This is a genomic window from Lysobacter sp. A289 (assembly GCF_054072675.1).
This window is the reverse complement of record NZ_JBSVRN010000001.1, coordinates 1,113,426-1,134,196: the sequence shown is the minus strand read 5'-3', so window position 1 is coordinate 1,134,196 and position 20,771 is coordinate 1,113,426. Positions and strand designations below refer to the sequence as shown.

Annotated in this window: 13 protein-coding genes and 1 pseudogene; 7 read left to right on the top strand and 7 right to left on the bottom strand. The window is 65.9% G+C overall.

What is annotated here, in order from left to right:
• Positions 1 to 22 precede the first annotated feature (22 nt).
• Positions 23 to 1,354 (bottom strand): ATP-binding protein, encoded by a 1,332-nt coding sequence (locus ACW5DN_RS05115; protein WP_456961665.1) that lies wholly within the window; start codon positions 1,352 to 1,354, stop codon positions 23 to 25.
• 10 nt (positions 1,355 to 1,364) lie between these two features.
• A complete protein-coding gene (locus ACW5DN_RS05110; RefSeq protein WP_456961664.1) occupies positions 1,365 to 2,030 on the bottom strand; it encodes a response regulator in 666 nt (221 codons plus the stop codon).
• A gap of 62 nt (positions 2,031 to 2,092) precedes the next feature.
• Between ACW5DN_RS05110 and ACW5DN_RS05105 the strand changes: the two genes are divergently transcribed.
• Together ACW5DN_RS05105 and dsbG are read left to right on the top strand one after the other, a co-directional pair.
• Positions 2,093 to 2,956: a redoxin family protein gene (locus ACW5DN_RS05105; RefSeq protein WP_456961663.1), complete on the top strand. Its 864-nt coding sequence runs from the start codon at positions 2,093 to 2,095 to the stop codon at positions 2,954 to 2,956.
• Positions 2,956 to 3,723, top strand: a complete 768-nt coding sequence (gene dsbG / locus ACW5DN_RS05100; protein ID WP_456961662.1) for a thiol:disulfide interchange protein DsbG — start codon at positions 2,956 to 2,958, stop codon at positions 3,721 to 3,723. The genes ACW5DN_RS05105 and dsbG overlap by 1 nt, the downstream gene beginning before the upstream one ends.
• 65 nt (positions 3,724 to 3,788) lie before the next feature.
• Here the strand turns inward: dsbG and ACW5DN_RS05095 are convergent, their stop codons facing one another.
• Complete coding sequence (locus ACW5DN_RS05095) at positions 3,789 to 5,192, bottom strand: GntP family permease (protein ID WP_456961661.1); 1,404 nt, start codon at positions 5,190 to 5,192, stop codon at positions 3,789 to 3,791.
• A 171-nt stretch (positions 5,193 to 5,363) separates the two neighbouring features.
• On the opposite strand from ACW5DN_RS05095, the gene ACW5DN_RS05090 reads away from it, so the two are divergent.
• Both ACW5DN_RS05090 and ACW5DN_RS05085 read left to right on the top strand, forming a co-directional pair.
• Complete coding sequence (locus tag ACW5DN_RS05090; protein ID WP_456961660.1) at positions 5,364 to 7,613, top strand: TonB-dependent receptor; 2,250 nt, start codon at positions 5,364 to 5,366, stop codon at positions 7,611 to 7,613.
• Positions 7,614 to 7,713: 100 nt separating this feature from the next.
• The gene (locus ACW5DN_RS05085; RefSeq protein ID WP_456961659.1) at positions 7,714 to 11,082 is read left to right on the top strand and encodes a hybrid sensor histidine kinase/response regulator; all 3,369 of its coding nucleotides are present in this window, start codon (positions 7,714 to 7,716) and stop codon (positions 11,080 to 11,082) included.
• A 34-nt stretch (positions 11,083 to 11,116) separates the two neighbouring features.
• Here the strand turns inward: ACW5DN_RS05085 and ACW5DN_RS05080 are convergent, their stop codons facing one another.
• Positions 11,117 to 11,782, bottom strand: coding sequence for a response regulator transcription factor (locus ACW5DN_RS05080; protein ID WP_456961658.1), 666 nt, complete (start codon positions 11,780 to 11,782; stop codon positions 11,117 to 11,119).
• Between the two features lie 119 nt (positions 11,783 to 11,901).
• Between ACW5DN_RS05080 and ACW5DN_RS05075 the strand changes: the two genes are divergently transcribed.
• Positions 11,902 to 13,716, top strand: coding sequence for a 3-hydroxybutyrate oligomer hydrolase family protein (locus tag ACW5DN_RS05075; RefSeq protein ID WP_456961657.1), 1,815 nt, complete (start codon positions 11,902 to 11,904; stop codon positions 13,714 to 13,716).
• A gap of 64 nt (positions 13,717 to 13,780) precedes the next feature.
• Here the strand turns inward: ACW5DN_RS05075 and ACW5DN_RS05070 are convergent, their stop codons facing one another.
• The 3 genes and pseudogenes from ACW5DN_RS05070 to ACW5DN_RS05060 all read right to left on the bottom strand — a co-directional run bounded on the left by ACW5DN_RS05070 (position 13,781) and on the right by ACW5DN_RS05060 (position 17,001).
• On the bottom strand, positions 13,781 to 15,304 hold the full coding sequence (locus ACW5DN_RS05070) for a pseudouridine synthase (protein ID WP_456961656.1): 1,524 nt from the start codon (positions 15,302 to 15,304) through the stop codon (positions 13,781 to 13,783).
• Positions 15,305 to 15,458: 154 nt separating this feature from the next.
• Positions 15,459 to 16,029: pseudogene (gene scpB / locus ACW5DN_RS05065) on the bottom strand (SMC-Scp complex subunit ScpB); the annotation flags it as partial.
• Between the two features lie 66 nt (positions 16,030 to 16,095).
• Positions 16,096 to 17,001, bottom strand: a complete 906-nt coding sequence (locus ACW5DN_RS05060) for a segregation and condensation protein A (protein ID WP_456962963.1) — start codon at positions 16,999 to 17,001, stop codon at positions 16,096 to 16,098.
• A 355-nt stretch (positions 17,002 to 17,356) separates the two neighbouring features.
• On the opposite strand from ACW5DN_RS05060, the gene ACW5DN_RS05055 reads away from it, so the two are divergent.
• Together ACW5DN_RS05055 and ACW5DN_RS05050 are read left to right on the top strand one after the other, a co-directional pair.
• Positions 17,357 to 17,656 carry a YciI family protein gene (locus tag ACW5DN_RS05055; RefSeq protein WP_456961655.1) on the top strand — a complete coding sequence of 100 codons (300 nt, stop codon included), beginning with the start codon at positions 17,357 to 17,359 and terminating at the stop codon, positions 17,654 to 17,656.
• A gap of 100 nt (positions 17,657 to 17,756) precedes the next feature.
• The gene (locus ACW5DN_RS05050; protein ID WP_456961654.1) at positions 17,757 to 20,771 is read left to right on the top strand and encodes a TonB-dependent receptor domain-containing protein; all 3,015 of its coding nucleotides are present in this window, start codon (positions 17,757 to 17,759) and stop codon (positions 20,769 to 20,771) included.

The following is a 20,771-nucleotide window of genomic DNA, read 5'->3' as shown; positions in this document are numbered from 1 at the left end:
CGCGTCCATGTTGGGCGAACGGCTACGCTTGCATCGATGGGCGCGGCAGAGTCAGGCGCGCCCTGGTGCCGCCGTCGCGCCCTGGCGAGAGATCGAGTGACCCGCCGTAGCGGCAGGCGATCGCCTCCACGATGGTCAGGCCCAGGCCGCTGCCGGTTCCGGCGCCGGTGTTGCCTCCACGCCAGAAGCGTTCCTTGACGCGCGTGGCATCCGGGCCGAGTCCCGGGCCGTGGTCGATGACGGTGAAAATTACGCTGCCCGGTGCGGTGTCGATGACAACTTCCACGGCGGTGTCGGGCGACGAATAGCGCACCGCGTTGTCAGTCAGGTTGCGCAGCGCGGTGACGGCAAGCGCCGGTGGTATCGCGACCATCACCCCGGCGCCTTCAGCTCGGCGCACGATGCGTTTGGCGGCGCCCTCGGTGCCATCGGCGATCGCGTGGTCGAGTACCTGGTTGGCGTCAATGGCTTCGGACTGGTCAAACGACACGCGTCCTTCGACCCGCGCCAACAGCAGCAGCTGTTCCAGCGTGGAGCGCATGCGGTGCACGCCTTCTTCCGCATCCTCCAGGGCCTGCTCGTGCGTCTCGCCGCTGGTGATCCGAGCGACCTGCAAGTGGGTGTCGATCGCAGTCAGTGGGGTGCGCAATTCGTGCGCGGCGTCGTTGGTGAAGTGGCGCTCGCGCTGCATCGCCTCGGCAGTGTGGCGCAGGTGATGGTTGAGGGCGTCGGTCAGCGGCTGCAACTCGCTGGGCAGTGGACCGGCATCCAGCGGTGTAACGGCATCGGGTTCGCGGGCGGCGACGGTGCGACGCAGCCGTTCCAGCGGTGCCAGGCCCCGGCCAACCCCGAACCACAGCGCGAGCAATCCGCCGACGGCCGCGATCAGGAACGGCAGGCCGGCGGCGAGGGCGATGTTCTTGCGCAGCTCGTCGCGTTCGTCCATGCGGTCGGCCGTGGTAATGCTGAAGTGGTCGGTCTGCAGGGTGTAGGTGCGCCAGTAGGTGCCGTCGGCCAGGCGGGTGTCGTAGCCCGGTGTGCTGCCGTCCAGCGGCAACCCGGCGGCACCGCGGGTGGTGGCGATGACCTGGCCGCGTAATGAGCGCACCTGGCAGGCCATGCTGCGGTTGCCGGGCACCGTCACTGCCTGGTCGATCGCGAGGTTGCCACCCTCCTGCAGCGTTAGCGATTGCTCGATCAGCCCCGAAACCATGCGCGTGGACATCGCCAGCCGGTCATCCAGGGTGCGCTGCAGGCTATGGTCGAGGTCACGCAGCATCCATAGCGCCGCTGCTACCCACAACACCGTCAGGGCGAGGCCGATACCCAGCGCCAGTCGCAGTCGCAGGCTCATGACAGCGGGCTCATGACGGTATGCCGCCAAAGCGGTAGCCGATGCCGCGGACGGTTTCCACGACGCCGGCGCCGAGTTTGCGCCGCAGGTTGTGGATGTGGACGTTGACCGCATTGCTGCCGACATTCTGCTCATAGCCGTACAGGCTGTCCTTGATCTGGTTGGCGGACAGGCAGCGGCCGCCGGCTTCCATCAAGGCGGTGAGCAGGGCGGTTTCGCGCCGTGACAGGGACAAGGGCTCACCGGCCAGCCACGCCTCGCCGCTGGCGGGATCGATCGCCAGCCGGCCCGATTCGAGCAGGTTGACGCTGCGCCCGCCGACGCGCCGCAACAGGACGTGCAGACGGGCGACCAGTTCGCCCAGATCGAACGGCTTGACCATGTAGTCGTCTGCGCCGCCCTGGAGACCGGCGATGCGGTCTTCCACGGCGTCACGGGCCGTCAGCAGCAGGATGGGCAGCGTATGGCCGGCATCGCGCAGGCGCCGCAGCAACTCGGTGCCATCGGCATCTGGCAGGCCGAGATCGAGCACCATGACGTCCAGGTGCCCGGTGGCCGCCGCCGCCTCGGCCTGGCCGGCGGTGCCCACGGCGTCTGCGGTGATGCCGTGCGACCTCAGGCCCGCGACGATCCCGCGGGCGATCAGCGCGTCATCTTCGACCACCAGAACTCTCATTTAATACTCACTTAATCGGCATGCGACAACATTGGCGGATGCTTAGTGTTGGTCCATTTCCCATGTCACTGGTCGTGCTGCTGATTGCGCTGGCGGCCGCCGTGCTGTCGGCGCGCTGGTTGCACCGTCGCACCGTCGATGGTGGCCCGGCGACCGGTTCCGTATCAGCCAGTTCCGTATCAACTCCTTCCGGATCAGCCCATCCAGGTTCGATCATCGTGGACATGGCATTCATCGGGGTCGTCGTGGCCCGGGTCGCCTTCATCGTCCAGTGGTTGCCGCAATACCTGGAAGATCCATGGTCGATGGTACGCATTGGCGATGGCGGTTTTACCCTCTGGGCCGGTATTGTCGCAGCGATCGGATGGGGTGTCTGGCGCATTCGAAAGCTGCCGTCACTGCGTCGTCCACTAGCGGCCGGTGTGGCGGCGGGCCTGCTGTCATGGGCGTTCCTCGGCGGCGCCCTGACGCTGCTGCAGCATTCATCGGCAGCACTGCCAACCACGGCGCTCAACACCCTGGATGGCGGCTCGACCAGCCTGCAGGCAATGTCCGGCCGGCCGATGGTGGTCAATCTGTGGGCCACCTGGTGCCCGCCGTGCCGGCGCGAGATGCCGGCACTGGCCCAGGCGCAGCAGCAGTACGCCGATGTCAGCATCGTCCTGGTCAATCAGGGCGAAGGGCCCGACGAGATCCGGGACTATCTGAGCTCCGAAGGCCTGGTGCTGGATAACGTGTTGCTGGATCCTTTTTCATCGGTGATGCAGGAAGTGGGCTCGCGCGGCTTGCCGACCACGCTGTTCTTCGATGCCAATGGCACTTTGGTCGATACCCACATGGGCGAGTTGTCCGCGGCGAGCCTCACCCAGAAACTGCAGCGCTTCGAGCTTGGCGCGCCTGCCGACCCCTCCGAGGAGATGCCGTAATGGCTCGAATTACCCCACACTGGCTGTTGCTGTCTTCGGCCTTGTTGATGGTCACCGGTTGCAGTCAGGCGCAGGAGCGGCCGGCGCCGATCCAGGCGCTGGAGGCCCAAGGGCTTGAGGTCATCGGTGAATTCGACGCGCCATCCGGGCTGAGCGGGTATGCCGGCCTGGCTGGCCAGAATCCCATCGCCGTCTACGTGACCGAAGATGGCCAGCACGCGCTGGTCGGCTCTCTGGTCAATGCCAAGGGTGAGGATGTCGGTGCGCAAGCGGTGAAAGACCTGGTCATGAAGCCGATGACCGAGCGCTCCTGGGACAAGCTGGAAGCCTCGACCTGGATTGCCGACGGCAAGGCGACGGCGCCGCGCGTGGTTTACACCTTCAGCGACCCGAACTGCCCCTACTGCAACCGTTTCTGGGAAGCCGCCCGGCCGTGGGTGGACTCCGGCAAGGTGCAACTGCGCCACGTCATGGTCGGCGTTATCCGCCAGGACAGCGCCAACAAGGTGGCCGCGATACTTGCCGCGCCTTCACCCGAAGCGGCATTGGTCAAGAACGAGCGCGCGTTCGCGAACGGTGGCATCAAGCCGGCCGTAACGGTGCCGGCAGCCGTACGCAAGAAGCTCGACTCCAACCAGCTGTTGATGCTTGAGATGGGTTTCCAGGGAACACCCGGAATCCTGTTCCTCGATGCCGAAGGGCTGCTGCAGCGCCGCGCCGGGATGCCACGCCCGGAAGACCTGGCCACCGTCCTGGGCCCGCGTTGATGAGTTGATATCACGTCGCTGGTACTTGCCAACAGCTCAAGTCCTGACTCTCAGATTGGCGCCGCTCAGACAATCCCGGTCGCATAGAACACGCCGATGATCACCATCACTGCCAGGGTCTTGATGATCGTGATCGCGAAGATGTCCTTGTAAGCCTGCCGATGGGTCAAACCGGTCACCGCGAGCAGGGTGATCACCGCGCCGTTGTGGGGCAGGGTGTCCATGCCGCCGGACGCCATCGCGGCGACACGGTGCAGTACTTCCATCGGGATGCCGGCGGCATTGGCATTGGCGATGAAGGTGTCTGCCATCGCTGCCAGCGCGATGCCCATGCCGCCCGATGCGGAGCCGGTGATGCCGGCCAGCGCCGTCACGGTAACCGCCTCGTTGATCAGCGGGTCGTCGATCGTGCTGAGCGCATTCGCGACGACCAGGAAGCCGGGCAGGGCGGCGATCACGGCGCCGAATCCATATTCCGAAGCGGTGTTCATCCCGGCCAGCAAGGCGCCGCCGATCGCATCCTTGGTGCCGGTCGCGAAGCTGGTAATGACCGGTTTCCAGGCGAAGGCGATCACGCTGATGATGCCGACCAGCAGGGCGCCCTCGACCGCCCAGATCGCGGTCACCGAAGCGATGGTCTGCACGATGGGTGCGGCGTCGCCGATTACGGCCGGGTCGAACGAATGACTCTCGCCATAGAACCGCGGGATCCAGATCGTGAACAGCTTGTTGGCGACACCGACCAGCACCAGCGGCAGGATCGCGATGAACGGATTGGCGAGGTGGCCGCCGGTGAAGGGAACCGGCTCGTTGACCAGAACCGCATCACCCGCGTAACCCTCGCCGGCCTTGAGCGCGACGCGCCGGCGCCAGTCGAGGTAGGCCAGTCCGACGGCGAGAATGAATACGCCGCCGATGGTACCCAGCCACGGTGCGGCCCAGGTGTTGGTGCCGAAGAAGGTGGTCGGGATGATGTTCTGGATCTGCGGCGTGCCGGGCAGGGCGTCCATGGTGAAGGTGAACGCGCCCAGCGCGATGGTGCCGGGGATCAGCCGTTTCGGGATGTCGCTCTGGCGGAACAGTTCCGCGGCGAACGGGTACACCGCGAACACCACCACGAACAACGACACGCCGCCGTAGGTCAGCACCGCGCAGACGACCACGATCGACAGGATCGCCCGGCTCGCGCCAAACATTCGGATGGTCGCAGCGACGATTGCCTTGGAGAAACCCGACAGCTCGATCACCTTGCCGAAGATCGCGCCGAGCAGGAACACCGGGAAATACAGTTGCAGGAAGCCGACCATCTTGGCCATGAACAGACCGGTGAACATCGGCGCCACCAGGCTTGGCTCGGTCAGCAGTACCGCCCCCAACGCCGCCACCGGGGCGAACAGGATCACGCTGTAACCGCGGTAGGCCACGAACATCAGGAACGCCAGTGCGCCCAGCACGATCAGGAAATCCATACGCCACACCCCAAGCCAGACCAATGGGATGGAGTGTCCGCGTCGGGCCTCCATCGGGGCATTGTCCGAAGGTACAACTGTTCCGTCGGGCGTCCTCTCCTAATCTTGCAGCCATGACGGCATGGGTCCGTCACGCAATCCGTATTCGACAGTTTCCAGGGGAGACACCGCATGTACCGCAAGCAATTGACCGTCGCCATCGTTGCCGCATTGCTCGCGCCATGTGCCTGGGCGCAGTCGTCCACAAGCCCGGCGAGCGAGGATGCCGTACCGGACAACCAGGCGTTGACGCTGGACAAGGTCACGGTGACCGCGCGGCGGCGGGCCGAGTCGCTCCAGGACGTTCCGGTGGCTGTTACCGCCTTCACCGAGGATTCGCTGAAGGATCTGCAGGCCAGTGACGTGACCGGCCTGCAGGGAGCGGTGCCCAACCTCAATATCGTCCAGGGCCGCGGCTCGGCCAACAGCACCAACGTGTTCATCCGCGGTATCGGCCAGCCCGACGCGCTGCAGACCTTCGACCCGGGTGTCGGCATGTATGTCGACGACATCTACTACTCGCGCATCAACGGCTCGATGTTCTCGCTGTTCGATATCGCCCAGATTGAAGTGTTGCGCGGCCCGCAGGGCACGCTTTACGGCAAGAACTCCACCGGCGGTGCAATCAAGGTCACGACCAAGGATCCGTTCGACTACACCGGCGGCTCGGTCGAGCTGACGGCCGGTGACTACGGTCGCCTGGAAAGCCGCTTCTATGTCGCCCACCAGCTGAGCGATACGGTCGCCGCCAGCCTTGCCGGCGCCTTCGTCCGCAACGACGGCTACGTCCGCGACCCCGATACCGGCCGTCACTTCAACAACGATGACACCCAGTCGCTGCGCGCGAAGTTCGCCTTCCGTCCGAGTGACGGGTTCCGCGCCACGTTGTCACTGGATCACAGCAAGCAGGACGTTGCGCCGACCCTCGGTCGGCCGATGGCGCCGCTGATGCAGACTGACCTGGCGTTTGGCCCGGTCGTGCTGCGCCCGGCGGAGACGGGTGAGTGGGATTACCGCTCCCGCACCTCGTTTGCCCCGCCGGGACACGGCCAGAGCCTCGAGCACTCCGGCGCGTCGCTGGCGATGGAGTGGGACCTGAATTCCCAGTGGCTTTTCAAGAGCATCAGCGCCTACCGCGAACTGTCGACCCATTCGTTCATCGATATCGACGCCTCCGAGTTCGAGCTCGGCGACGTACTGGTGGCGCTGGACCAGGACCAGGTCAGCCAGGAATTCCAGTTGCAGTACGACAACGGCGACAACCTGCAGGCCACTTTCGGCGCCTACTACATGCGCGAGAACGTGCCGTCGCACCAGGAGGCCTATGCCGATGACCTGTTTGCGCTGGCGGGCACGCCGATCAGCTTCCTGCGCACGATCGACGACGACCTGACCAGCACCAGCGTGGCCGCGTTCGCCCATGCCAGCTGGGAGTTTGTCCCGACCTGGTCGCTCGCCGCCGGGGTGCGCTGGACCCGTGACAACAAGGAATATGACCGCACCACCAGCACCTTCTGGGGCGCGCCGTTCCAGGCGCTCGATGAGAGTGTCGCCTTCAGCGCGGAAGCGGACTGGACTGCGGTGACGCCGTCGCTGAGCCTGCAGAAAGCCTTCAACGACAATGTCATGGGCTACGTATCGGCCAACCGTGGCTTCAAGTCGGGCGGCTTCAACGGCCGCGCCAACACCGTCTATGACACCTTGAACGCCGAATACGATCCCGAGTACGTCTGGACCTACGAGGTCGGGTTGAAGGCGAGTTCGGCCGACAATCGGTTGCGCGGCAGCGTGGCGGCATTCAAGAGTGATTACAGCGACTTCCAGGCGCGGGTCTCGCAGGACGTCGGCACCTTCCCGGTACTCAACGCCGCCGAGCTCGACATCAGCGGTATCGAGTTCGAGGGCATCGCGTTGCTGGGCGAGTCGACCACCCTCAGCGCGCAGCTGGGCTGGCTGGACGCGAAGTACGCACGCTTCGATGACTTCCGCCTGGATCCCACGTACCCCGGCTACGACCCGGCGCTGAACCATGATCACGTGCCGTTCTCGCCGGAGTTCACCGGCCGCGTCGCGCTGCAGCATGGCTTCCAGCTGGATGGCGCGGGCATGCTGACCCTGGGCGCGGACATCTCGTACCGCGCCGACACCTGGCTGTCGGTGGACAACCGCGACGTGCTCAAGCAGGACGCCTACACCGTGGCCGGCGCCTATGGCGTCTGGGATTCTCCGGCCTACGTGTGGCAGGTCCGTGCCGGCGTGCGCAACCTGACCGACGAGGTCTACATGACCGAGGGCCAGGAGTTCGCCAGCGTCGGCAACATCCAGACGGCCTACTACGGCCTGCCGCGGAACTACTACCTGTCGGTGCGCTACAACTTCTGAGTTGCAACCCACCAGGCAACCCGCTTCCGGCTGACCCCCGGTCCGGCGGCGGCGGGCTTCGGCCCGTCGTCGCTGTTTTGTTTTTGGGTATCCTCGCCGTATGCTGAGTCTGACCACCGTCGCCCTGGCAAGCCTGGCCTGGCTTGCATTGATGTTCGGCGCCGCGCTGTACGGCGAGCGTCGTCCGGCCGCGTTCGCGCGGCACTGGCGGCATATCTACGCGTTGTCGCTGGCGGTGCACTGCACCTCGTGGACGTTCTACGGCACCGTTACCCAGGCCGCGCGCTACGGTTGGCCGCTGCCACCGACGTTCCTGGGCGCGATCGTGCTGTACGCGCTGGCGGTCGGCTTCATGATCAAGCTGGTGCGGCTGGCGCGTGAGACCAACGCCACCTCGATCGCCGACCTGATCGCCACCCGACTGGGCAAGGATGCGTGGCTGGCGGCGACGGTCACCCTGGTGGCCGCGCTGGGCCTGATTCCCTACATCGCGCTGCAGTTGAAGGCGGTGGCGATGAGTTTCGCCTTGCTGACCACCAGCGATGCCGGCAGTACTGCGGCGGCCTGGCAGGACAGCGCGTTGTACGTCGCCCTGGCGATGGCGGTGTTCGCGATGCTGTTTGGCACCCGGCGCGCGAGCGCGACCGAGCACAATCGCGGGCTGGTGCTGGCGATCGCGTTCGAGTCGTTGTTCAAGCTGGCCGCGATGCTGGCCATTGGGGTATTCGTCTGGTTCGGCCTGGATATCGGATCCGCGGCGGGCCTGGAGCAATTGCAGGGTCAGCTACCTGCGGCGACCCCGGCCGAGCCATCCGGCGGCTTCGTGCCGCTGGTACTGCTGGGTGCATTGGCGATGTTCATCCTGCCGCACCAGTTCCATATCGGCGTGGTCGAATGCCGCGACGAGGACGACGTGCGCACCGCGCGCTGGCAGTTCCCCTTGTACCTGGTGTTGATCGCTCTGCCGGTACTGCCATTGGCGACCGCCGGTGCGGCGCTGCTGGGCGATAGCGTGCCATCGGACATGTACGTGCTCGCGTTGCCGTTGTCGCAGGGCCACGAAGGGCTGGCGCTGTTCGCATTCCTGGGCGGACTGAGCGCCGCCACGGGGATGGTCGTGGTCAGCACGCTGACCCTGGGCCTGATGATTGGCAACCACTGGTTCGCGCCGGGATTGTTGCGTGGAGCGTGGTCGCGCAACGACGGCAGCGACCTGCGCGGCAGCGTGTTGCTGCTGCGTCGCGGCGGCATCATGGTGATCATGCTGCTGGCGTGGGGGTACAGCCGCCTGGTCGGTGGCAGCGAAGCGTTGGCGGACGTCGGTGCGGTGTCGTTCTCGGCGCTGGCGACGCTGGCGCCGGCGTTGGCGTTCGCGGTGTGGCGACCGCAGACGCCGCCGCGCGCCGCCGTGATCGGCATCTCGGTCGGGTTTGCGGCGTGGGCCTGGGTACTGCTGTTGCCGACGATGTTCGAGCTGGGCGGCAGGCCACCGGCGTGGATCGAGTCCGGACCTTTCGGCGTGGCCCTGTTGTCGCCCGATGGGCTGTTTGGATTGACCGGCTGGAGCCGGCTCGGACGAGCTGTGGGGGCGAGCCTGTTCCTGGGAACGATCGCCACGGTGTTGGGCTGGATCTGGCGACGCGATACACCGCGTCAAAGCTATCGTGGACTGGATGCGAAGACGCTCCGGGATGCGAGCCTGCGGTTCCTGCCACGGGAAAGGGTGCTGCAGTTGTTGCATGGCGTGCCGGCGGTTGGCGCGGTGCCAGTGCCGATCGAGGCCGGGATCGAACGTGAGCTGGCGGCGGTGTTGGGTTCGGCATCGGCGCGGGTGTTGCTGGATGCAGCCCGCAGTGAGGGCGGCCGCGGCCTGGATACCGTCGCCGCGATCGTCGGCGAGGCTTCGGCCGACCTGCGCTTCAACCAGCGGGTCCTGGAAGCCGCTTTGCAGAATATGAGCCAGGGCATCAGCGTGGTCGACGCGCAGTTGCGTCTGGTGGCATGGAACCGGCGCTACGCCGAGCTGTTCCAGTATCCCGCCGAGCTGCTGCAGGTGGGCCGGCCAATCGCTGACCTGTCGCGTTGGGCGCTGGGGAAACTGCCTCCCAAGGGCGACCTCGAGCGGGCGCTTGAACGACGCCTGGCGTTCATGCGCGCCCGTACCCCACACCTGAGCGAACGCGTACTGCCAGACGGCAACATCATCGAGATCCGCGGCAACCCGATGCCCGGCGGCGGATTCGTCGCGACCTTCACCGATGTCACTGATTTTCGCCATGCCGAGACGGGGCTGTTGCAAGCCAACGAAACCCTGGAGCAGCGCGTGGCCGAGCGAACCGCCGACCTCCAGGTAGCCACCCGCGAGGCCGAGCGCGCCAACGATGCCAAGAGCCGCTTCCTCGCCGCGATCGGCCACGACCTGATGCAGCCCCTGCACGCCGCGCAGCTGTTCACCGACGCGCTGACCACCCAACTTGCGGGGCAAACCCAGCGCGACGTGCTGGCGCAGATCGGCGGTGCGCTGGATTCCACCAGTGACCTGCTGACCGGGCTGCTCGACATGTCGCGGCTGGAGGCGGGTGGGCTGGTGCCCGAGCTACGGGATTTCCCGTTGGCCGAGGTGCTCGAACCGCTGGCCTCGGAGTTCAGCGCGATTGCCGCGGCGCGGGGACTGCGGTTCCGTTTCGTGCGCACCAGTGCCTGGGTCCACAGTGACCCACAATTGCTGCGACGTGCGCTGCAGAATTTCCTTGCCAATGCGGTTCGCTATACCGACGTCGGCGGCATCCTGTTCGGGGTTCGCCGCGACCACGGCGGCCTGCGGATCGAGGTGCATGACACCGGGTCCGGTATCGACCCGGCGCTGCAGGATGCGATCTTCGAGGAGTTCCGGCGTGGCGAGAACGCCCCGGGGCAGGGCCTCGGCCTGGGGTTGTCGATCGCCGATCGAATCGCACAGTTGCTGCATGCTCCGTTGACGTTGCGCAGTACGGTGGGCCGGGGCACGGTGTTCGCGATGCGGGTGGTGCAGGCCCCGACGCCGGCTGCGGTGGTCGCGCCCCGTGCCGTGCGCAGTCTCGCCAGCCTGCGGGTGTTGCTGGTCGACAACGACCCCCAGGCGCTGGATGCACTTGCCGGGGTGTTGCGCGGCTGGGGCTGCGAGGTGGCGGCGGCGGTGGATCGCGAGAGTGCGGAGCGGCAAGTGGTGGAGGCTCCCGCGTCGCTGTGGTTGTTCGACTATCACCTGGACCACGGCGATACCGGTATCGCGCTGGCTGCCTACCTCGGTGAACGGCATGGTTCGCGTCCGACCCTGTTGCTCAGCGCCGATGGTACCCACGCCGTGCGCCGGGCAGTGCTGGAAGCGGGATATTCGTTGCTGGCCAAGCCACTCAAGCCGCTGGCACTGAAGTCCGTCCTCGACCGCCTGATTGCCGCCTCCGAGATACGCCCCGCTGCCAGGATCTAGGAGCGACGTCCCCCAAGGGGACTTCCTTCGGGCGTCAGTCCGCGATTCGGCGCGACGGATCGGTCAGCTCGAGCTCGCGCAGCACCACGCCGGCCTGGGTCCGGTTGCGTACCCCGAGGCGTTCGAAAATGGCCGACAGATGCGCCTTTACCGTGCGTTCCTGTATGTCCAGGCGATCGGCGATCTGCTTGTTCAGCAAGCCCTGGGCGACCAGGGTCAGCACCCGGAACTGCTGCGGCGACAGGCTCGCCAGCCGCGCGGCGAGGTCGGCGTCATCCCGGGAGCTTTGCGTCCGTGAGACAGCGGCCCGCAATGATGGCGGCAGCCACTGCTCACAGCCGAGCACGGCGCGGATCGCGTCGCGCAGTTCGTCCAGCCCGGAACTCTTGGGCAGGTAGCCCGCGGCACCATGGTCGAGCGCGCGACGCACCACCCGTGGATCGTCGTTGGCCGACACCACCACGACGGCGACACCCGGGTACTGCGCACGAATCGCGGCAAGGCCGGCCAACCCGTGGTTGCCGGGCATATGCAGGTCGAGCAGGACCAGGTCGACATCGGATTGCGCTTCCAGCACGGCCAGCACGCCATCCAGCGATTCGGCTTCGTGTACCGAGATATCCTCGACCGCATCCACCGCAGCGCCGCGCAAGGCGGCCCGGAACAGGGGGTGGTCGTCGGCAATGAGCAAGGTGGGCATCGGACGATTTGTCGGACAGGTAGTAGCTCAGCCTAGCAAGCGGCCGGGAATTGCGGACGGTACGAAAGTACGATGGCGGCGAGCACCGGTCTTGCTAAGGTCGGCAAATGAACCTTTCCATGCTTGAGTTATCCGTGGTTGCCGCCTTGGCCGTGTTGGCCGGTTGCGCGACACCTGCCCATCACACCGGGAGCACGCCTGTCGACGTCAGTTCCGCCAACCAGTCCGACGCGACGGCATTCGGACCGATACGGGTCAGCGAGCATCGTGGCCCCGATGATGATCTGCTGACCGCAGGACTTGGGCTGGACGGCTTGCGCGCGATGACCCCGCCGGCATTCGCCGACCCGGCTGCGCCGACGGTCGAGGAAGTGCGCCGTCGTGCGATGTGGAGCAATTGGCGTGGCATCGCCGACCTGGCACCGGGCGGGGGCTATGGCGAGCTTTACGGCAGCGTCGCGTCGGTACCGGGTCGCGAGTACCAGGCATTCGCACGGATCACTGACGCGAGCCAGCCGCATCGCGTGCTGGTGCAGGTACCCGACAACTTCGACCATGAGACCCGCTGCATCGTGGTGGCGCCGGCGTCGGGGTCGCGCGGCGTGCTGGGCGCGATCGCGGTTGCGGGGCCGTGGGCGTTGCCGAAAGGTTGCGCGGTTGCCTATACCGACAAGGGTGCCGGCAACGATTACTTTGACCTGGATGCAGGGTTGGGGGTCCGTCTCGACGGAACCATGGGTAGCCCGGACGAGGGCTTGGCCTTCGTGCCGGAACCGGCGACGGGCCACGGCGTCGCGGTCAAGCATGCGCACTCGCGTGACAACCCCGAGGCGGATTGGGGCCGGCACGTAAAGCAGGCTGCCGAGTTCGCCCTGCTGGCGCTGGACCGGGCATTCCCGGACTCGCCCGCGTTCCAGTTCGACAACACCACGGTGATCGCGGTCGGACTGTCCAATGGCGGCGGCGCGGTGTTGCGCGCGGCCGAGCTTGACGGTGACTGGCTGGATGCGGTGGTGGCCGGTGAGCCGAACGTGCAAGTGGCAGGTGCGCGCCCGTTGTATGACTACACCACCGAGGCGGCGTTGCTGATGCCCTGTGCGTTGCCAGCGCTGGGCATCCCGCCGATGCCGACGGCCGCGGCCCAGTGCGCGGCGTTGGCCGAAGCCGGTCTGGTGACGGGCGCGACCATCGAAGAGCAGCAGAAGTCTGCGTACGACATCCTGCACGCGAATGGCTGGACCGACGCGGCATTGCGGGCCGGCTCAATCAGCGTGGCGTTCGATTTGTGGCGCTCGGTGGCGGTGACCTACGCCTCCACCTATGGTCACTACGGCGTGGCCGAGCATCCGTGTGGATATTCGTTTGCCGCGCAGGCCCAGGCAGGCACGCCACGCCCCGCGACGGCTGTCGAACGCGCCGCCTGGTCGGCGGATGGTGGTGGTATCCCGCCCGGAGCCGGTGTCGCCATCATCGCGCCGGCGCTCGATCCCGACGCCCCGTTGGCCCAACTGCAATGCCTGCGCGGGTTGTGGGACGGCGAAGGAGCGGACGCCGAACGCATACGCGATGGCATCGCTGCCGTGCGCGCCAGCCTGCCGCGCGCTGACCTGCCGATCATGGTGATCCACGGGCTCGACGACGGCCTGATCCCACCGGCGTTCAGCAGCGCGCCGTATGTCGCCGCTGCGCAGGCTGCTGGCCGCGACGTGCACTACTGGCAGGTGCGCAACGCACAGCATTTCGATGGATTCCTCGGCCTGCCGGTCTACGGCGCGCAGTACCTGCCGTTGCTTCCGTACGTCCATGAGGCGCTGGATCGGACCTGGGCGCACCTGCAAGCAGGAGCGCCGATGCCGGCAGACGCCGTGATCGAGACCATCCCGCGCGGCGCGGGGAATCCGCTGGAAGCACGCCACCTGGCGATTCCACGCTGATCCCGCCGTTATCTCTCGTTGATCGAATGCCGCCATGCGGCATTCGATCAGGGACTACTGCGTATCAGGCGCCGCGCGAACCCCCGCGTCCGCCGCTACCTGGGCGTCCACCACTGCGCGGACCGCCCTGACGAGGACCGCCTGGACCGCCCGGGCCGCCGGAACGATTGCCACCGGGTTTGTTGCCCGGTCGACCGCCGGGAGCGCGCGTGCTGCGTGACTTGTCGCCGTAAGGATTGAACCCGCCCGGATTGGCATGGTCGGACGGAAAGCTGGGCGTGCTGGCCGGGCCACGCTCGCTGCGCCCCTGGCCACCGCCCGGACGGCCAGCGCCGGGGCCGCCGGGACGTCCGCGACCGCCGCCCGGCTTGCCATAGGGCTTCGCGCCTCGATCATCCGCGTTGCGGTGACCGGTGGGGCCGGTATTCACGCCGTCAGGCACGTACCAGCTGCGGAATGCGGCGGGGTTGCCGTCCGGTAATGGCTTCTGGCCCTTCGGGGCGCGCTGCTTGAACGGCTTTTGCGACTGCTTGGCGGCGGCTTCACCGCTGACGGTCAATCCGCCATGCCGCTTGGGCGCGCCACGGCCGCGACCACGGTCCTCGCGAACATTGTCGAAACGGCGCAACTCGCGGCCCTCGTCGGCCGAAGTGACATGGCCTCCGACGTAGCCGGGACTCTGTGCCCTGCCAGTGAGGTTGATGGTCGAGCGGGCCGCCTTGCGTTGGCCAATCACCGGCTGCAGGGTCAGCGCGGACGGTGCGCCGTCTTCCAGTCCCAAACCCTTGCGCAGGCTCTCGACCCGCTCGGTGGTCAGCTCCTGCGACTGGCCGCGCAGCAATTCGCGGGGCAGGTCGACCGAGCCGTATTTGATCCGCTTCAGGCGGCTGACCTGGCAGCCCTGTGATTCCCACAGGCGACGCACTTCGCGGTTGCGTCCTTCCTTCACCACGACCCGGAACCAGTCGTGCGAGTCCGCACCGCCGATGCGCTCGACGTCATCGAACTTCGCCGGGCCGTCCTCCAGTGCGACGCCGCGTTTGAGGCGATCGGCAATGGCATCTTCCACATGGTCCTGGCCTTCGGGCGCGCGCACCCGGCAGACGTACTCGCGTGACACCTCGTAGGAGGGGTGCATCAGGGTATTGGCCAGCTCACCATCGGTGGTCAACATGAGCAGGCCGGTGGTGTTGATGTCCAGCCGGCCGATCGCGATCCAGCGCGCGCCCTTCAGCGCGGGCAGCGCGTCGAAGATGGTCGGGCGGCCTTCGGGGTCCTCGCGCGTGGTGACCTCGCCTTCGGGCTTGTTGTACATCAGCACCCGGGACGCTTCGGTCAGCGCGCTGGCGATGAAGTGGCGGCCGTCGATCTCGACCTTGTCGCCACTGCCGATGGATACACCGACCAGGGCAACCTCGCCATTGACCTTGACCAGGCCATCGGCGATGCGTTGCTCCAGTGCCCGGCGCGAGCCGAGGCCGGCCTGCGCGAGCACTTTGTGCAGGCGTTCCTGCATGCGCACAGCGGGGTTGTCACCGGCGTCGTTGCCGTGTTTGAGGGAAAGCTTGCCGCGGGTTTCTTCAGTCATTTCTGTTGCTCCGACGAGACCAGCGAGGCGTCGTCTTCTTCGAGTGGTGCGGTTCCCGGCATCGCGTAGATGTCCGGGTTGGCGGTGGTGGGTTCGTCTGCATCGACACCGATGCTTCCGGCGTCGATTGTCTGTGGTGGGTCGGGCGCGTCCTTGTCGTTGAAGCGCAGTTGTGGCTCCAGCTCGCCGATTTCCTTCAGCTCCGACAGCGGCGGCAACTCGTCCAGCCGCTTGAGTCCGAAGTAGTCCAGGAAGCCCCGGGTGGTGCCAAACAAGGCCGGTCGACCGGGGACATCCCGATGGCCTACGACGCGGATCCATTCGCGTTCTTCCAGCGCCCGGATGATGTTGCTGCTGACCGCCACGCCGCGCACCTGCTCGATCTCCCCGCGGGTGACCGGTTGCCGGTAGGCGATCAACGCCAACGTTTCCAGCGTGGCGCGGGTGTAGCGGGTCTGGCGCTCGGTCCACAGGCGCGCGACCCAGGGGTGGACGTCGGCCTTGACCTGGTAGCGGAATCCCGACGCCAGCTCCACCAGTTCGACGCCCCGATCGGCGCAGTCGACCTGCAGTGTTTCCAGTGCCTGGGCGACGCTGCCAGTCGGGGACGGCTCACCGGTGGCGAGATCTGCGGCAAACAACTCGCTGAGCTGGGCCACCGTCAGCGGCTGGCTGGCGGCGAGCAATGCAGCCTCGACGATTCGGGTAATCAGGATTTGATCCATGGATGATTCTATGGCGATGATTCTGTGGTGAAAAACAGCTTTGGGGCCGTGCGCGGGCGATGCCGCTCAGGGTGTGGCGTCGTCGTTGGCCGCCTGGTCGAACTCGTCGCTGAGCTGGATCTCCGACGGGTCGGTACCAAGCGCCAGTGACTTGACATAAATGGGCGCCAATGCGGCTTCCTGGACGATGTCGACCAACTGTTCCTTGGCCAGGGTGAGCAGGCCGAGAAACGTGACCACCACGCCGAGCCGGCCTTCGTGCACTTCAAACAAGCTCTCGAAACGGTGAAATGCGCCATCTTCCAGTCGCGCCAGAAGCTCCGCCATCCGCTGGCGCACGCTCAGCGCATCGCGCTTGATGGCATGTTCGGTGTACAGCTCGGCGCGCTTGAACACGTCGTGCAGGGCCAACAACATCTCGCGCAGGTCGACCTCCGGCGGCAACTTGATCGAGGCCCGATCCGGCACGTACGCGTTTGCCGGTGCGGTATCGCGATCCTGACGGGGCAGGGCATCGATGTCTTCGGCCGCCTTCTTGAAGCGTTCGTACTCCTGCAGCCGGCGTACCAGTTCGGCGCGGGGGTCGTCTTCCGCGTCTTCCTCGGCCACGGCGCGCGGCAGCAACATCCGCGACTTGATCTCGGCCAGGATCGCGGCCATCACCAGGTATTCGGCGGCCAGCTCGAAGCGCAAATGATGCATGGCCTGGATGTAGTCGACGTACTGGCGGGTGATCTCGGCCACCGGGATGTCGAGGATCTCAAGATTCTGCCGGCGGATCAGGTACAGCAACAGGTCCAGCGGGCCTTCAAACGCATCGAGGATGACTTCCAGCGCGTCCGGAGGAATGTACAGATCCTGCGGAATCTGCAGCACCGGCTGGCCATGCACCATTGCCAGCGGCATTTCCTGCTGGCGCGGTGGTACCAACCGTGAGGCGTCCCCATCCTGGACCAGCGTCAAATTTTGCATGCTCGCGTCGGGCGCGGGATCGTTTGTCATGCGGGGCCGACCCCCTCTGGGTCGTGGCGCTGCAATATCGGAAGAACGGAACACGGCCGGGGAAATCGTTCCAGCGACCCCGGTATACGCACCACGTGGCAGCGTGGCAGCAAACGGTTTCGGAAATCCCGGGCTTGGAGTGTCGCGCTGTGGCGTTGAACGTGGGCCGTGGAAGACAAGTGCCACGCTGGGCGCGCGGACGTCTTCGGCAAACGGCTCAGTGGCCTCAGGTTGATCGTAGGGTACGGGCTGGGGAAACCGCTGTCCAGCGGCTTTTGCGACAGTGTGACCTACAATTCAGCGACATCCAGGAGGAATACAGGCCATGTGGTACGTGATCGAGGGGTATGACGGTGACGATGTGCTGGCGCGACGAAAGAAGGCGCGGGCAGAACACCTCGCCAGGCTGACTGCGCTGCGTGACGCAGGCCGATTGTTGCTGGCCGGTCCGTGTCCGGCGATCGATGCACAAGACCCCGGCCCGGCAGGCTTCAGCGGCAGTGTGGTGGTGGCCGAATTCGAATCCCTCGAGGCCGCCCGTGACTGGGCGCAGGCCGATCCCTACGTGGGCGCGAAGGTCTACGTGCGCACCGAGGTGCGACCGTTCAACCCGGTACTGCCATGACCGCGGGCGCGCCCATGGAATCGGTATTGCCCCGCATCTGGCGAAACCATTTGGTGTAAAACGGTTAGAGTCGATTGAACGCTGGATCGAGGAACTGCTAATGAAGCCGTGTCCGCGTCGTCTCCGCCGTCCGACCCCGAGGCTACTCGCCTGTGCATTGGCCAGTTGTCTCGCGTTCGTCGCCCCCACCGTACTTGCGCAGAGCACCGCCGCCACGATCCGTGGCCAGGTCACCCTGGATGCGGCTCCGGCCGACAATGCCCAGGTGACGGCGACCAACCTGGCCAGCGGACTGACCCGCAGCGTCCAGTCTTCTGCCGACGGGCGCTATTCGCTGGCAGGACTACCACCAGGAAACTACCGGGTCGAAGTCACCGCCGGTGACCGCAGCAATTCCCAGGTGGTGACCGTGAGGGTCGGCCAGACGGCAACACTGGATCTGGCGGCGGGTGGGCTGGCCGAGACCGGCCCGTCGGGCGAGGCGACCGAAATGGCGGCGGTGCAGGTCACGGCGCACGCGCTGGTGGAGACCAAGACCTCGGAGGTGGCGACCTACGTCAGTCAGAAGCAGATCGAGGCGTTGCCGCAGGTATCGCGCAACTTCCTGGCCTTCGCCGACACGGTTCCGGGCATGCAGTTCACGGGCTCCGGGGAGAGTGGTTACACCAGCCTGCGCAGCGGGGCCCAGTCCTCCAATGGCATCAACGTGTTCATCGATGGGGTCGGCCAGAAGAACTACGTGCTCAAGGGCGGCATCAGTGGACAGGACAGCAGCCGGGGCAACCCGTTCCCGCAGTTGGCGATCGGCGAGTACAAGGTCATCACCTCCAACTACAAGGCCGAGTACGACCAGATCAGCAGCGCCGCGGTGACGGCGGTCACCAAGTCCGGCGGCAACCAGTTCGACGGCAGTTTCTTCTGGGATCGCACGTCGGACCAATGGCGGGCGCCGACCGTGCGCGAGAGCCAGACCGGTGAGAAGGTGCCCTCGAGCGAGGAGCAATACGGATTTGCCCTGGGCGGCCCCATCATCCAGGACAAGCTGCATTTCTTTGTCACCTACGAGGCCAAGGATTACTCCCAGCCACGTGAAGTGCGCATCGGCGAGAACTTCACCGTGGACCAGTTGCCCGCGCACCTGCGCCCGCTGATTGGCAACAACCAGGCCACCTTCAACGAGGACCTGTACTTCGGGAAACTGAGCTGGCAGGCCAGTGACAGCCAACTGGTCGAGTTGACCGCCAAGCATCGGGTGGAGGAGGGCCTGCTGCTCGATAGCGGGGTCAATACCGCCAGCCGCGCCAAGACCGACAACAACGAGGAGACGCGGATCGACCTGCGCCACCAGTTCAACGCCGAGAACTGGCTCAATGACGTCCATCTCACCTATGAGGAGAGCTACTGGAGCCCGCGCTCGAACGTGATCGCGCCAGGCTACCTGCTCTACACCTGGCCACTGGACGACGCCGGCAATCCACAGGAGCGGTTGGTGCTGGCCTCCGGCGGTGGCGCCGACTACCAGGACAAGGGCCAGGAAGGGTACGGGCTGCAGAACGATTTCACGTTCCTGGGCTGGGCCGGCCACACGGTCAAGGCCGGCATCAAGTTCAAGAGCGTCGAGGTCAGCTCCTTCGAGCAACAGCCGTACAACCCGCAGTTCCGTTACGACATCGCCGGCGACCCGATGCTGCCGTACCAGGTCAACTTCAATGCCAGCACTGTTACCGGCGACCGCGCGATCAGCTCCCGCAACAAGCAATTCGGCATCTACGTGCAGGACGATTGGGAGGTCAACGAGCATCTGATCCTGAACCTCGGCCTGCGCTGGGATTACGAGCAGACGCCGGGGTTCCTGGATTACCAGACCGATCCGGGCATCGCCGCGGCGCTGCGCGACTGGGCGAACCTCGACGGCGCGGATTACGACATCGAGAATTTCATCGCCACCGGCAGCAACCGCGAAGCATTCAAGAATGCCTGGCAGCCACGGCTGGGTTTTTCCTACGACCTCAACGCCGACAGCCGCCACGTGATCTTCGGCGGAGCCGGCCGCTCCTACGACCGCAACCTGTTTGATTACCTGGCGCTGGAGCAGGCCAAGCACACCTTCCCCAGCTACCAGTACCGGTTCGACACCGCGCAACACCCCTGCGTGGTTGGCGTCGACAACTGCCTGGCATGGGACGCGGCGTACCTGGATCCGGATCGGCTGGCCCAACTGGTGGCGGGAAATCCCAACCAGGGGGTGGAAATCAACCTGATCGACAACGACCTGAAGACGCCCTATTCGGATCAGTACAGCCTGGGCATGCGCAACATGATCACCCTGGGCGGCCAGGACTGGGACAGTTCGGTCACCGTGGCCCATATCCGCAGCTACGATGGCATCTACTTTGCGCTGGGCAACCGGTATCCGAACGGCGACTTCCGCGACCCGGCCAAGCCCGACGCCACCTGGGGAAGCCAGCCGTGGGGCCACCCGATCCCGGGTTACGGCACCCTGCTGATTGCCCGCAATGGCATCGAGACCAAGCTCAACAGCCTACTGGTATCGATGAACAAGCCCTACACCCAGGACTCGGGCTGGGGGGTGACCATCGCCTATACCTACAGTGACGCCAAGGAGAACCGCCTCAACGCGGCCAATGCCGACGAGCATTATCTGTTCGACTACGGCGACCTGGCGGGGCAGCCGTTCCTGCGCTCGGTGGGGATCGCCAAGCATCGCCTGGTGACCACCGGCATCTACGATGCGCCGTGGGGGATCACCGTATCGGCGAAGCTGAGTCTGGCCAGTCCGGTCGCTCGCGATGCCACCAACTGCTACGCGGCGGCGACCTTCGACAATTGCTATTTCGATCCCTTCATCCCTGATGAGTCGATCGGGTTCAAGCAGTTCGACCTGGCGTTGCAGAAGGAATGGGATACCGGCAGCGAACTGCGCTTGTGGGCACGCGCCGACCTGATCAACGCCTTCAACTGGCGCAACTGGACCGATTACGACAATTGGCGCGGTGGGCCCAACGACCCCAACATGGCATTCGGGGATCGCAACGGTGACGGCATCCTGTTGCCCACGCGCACCTTCAAGCTGTCGTTTGGCCTGGACTGGTAA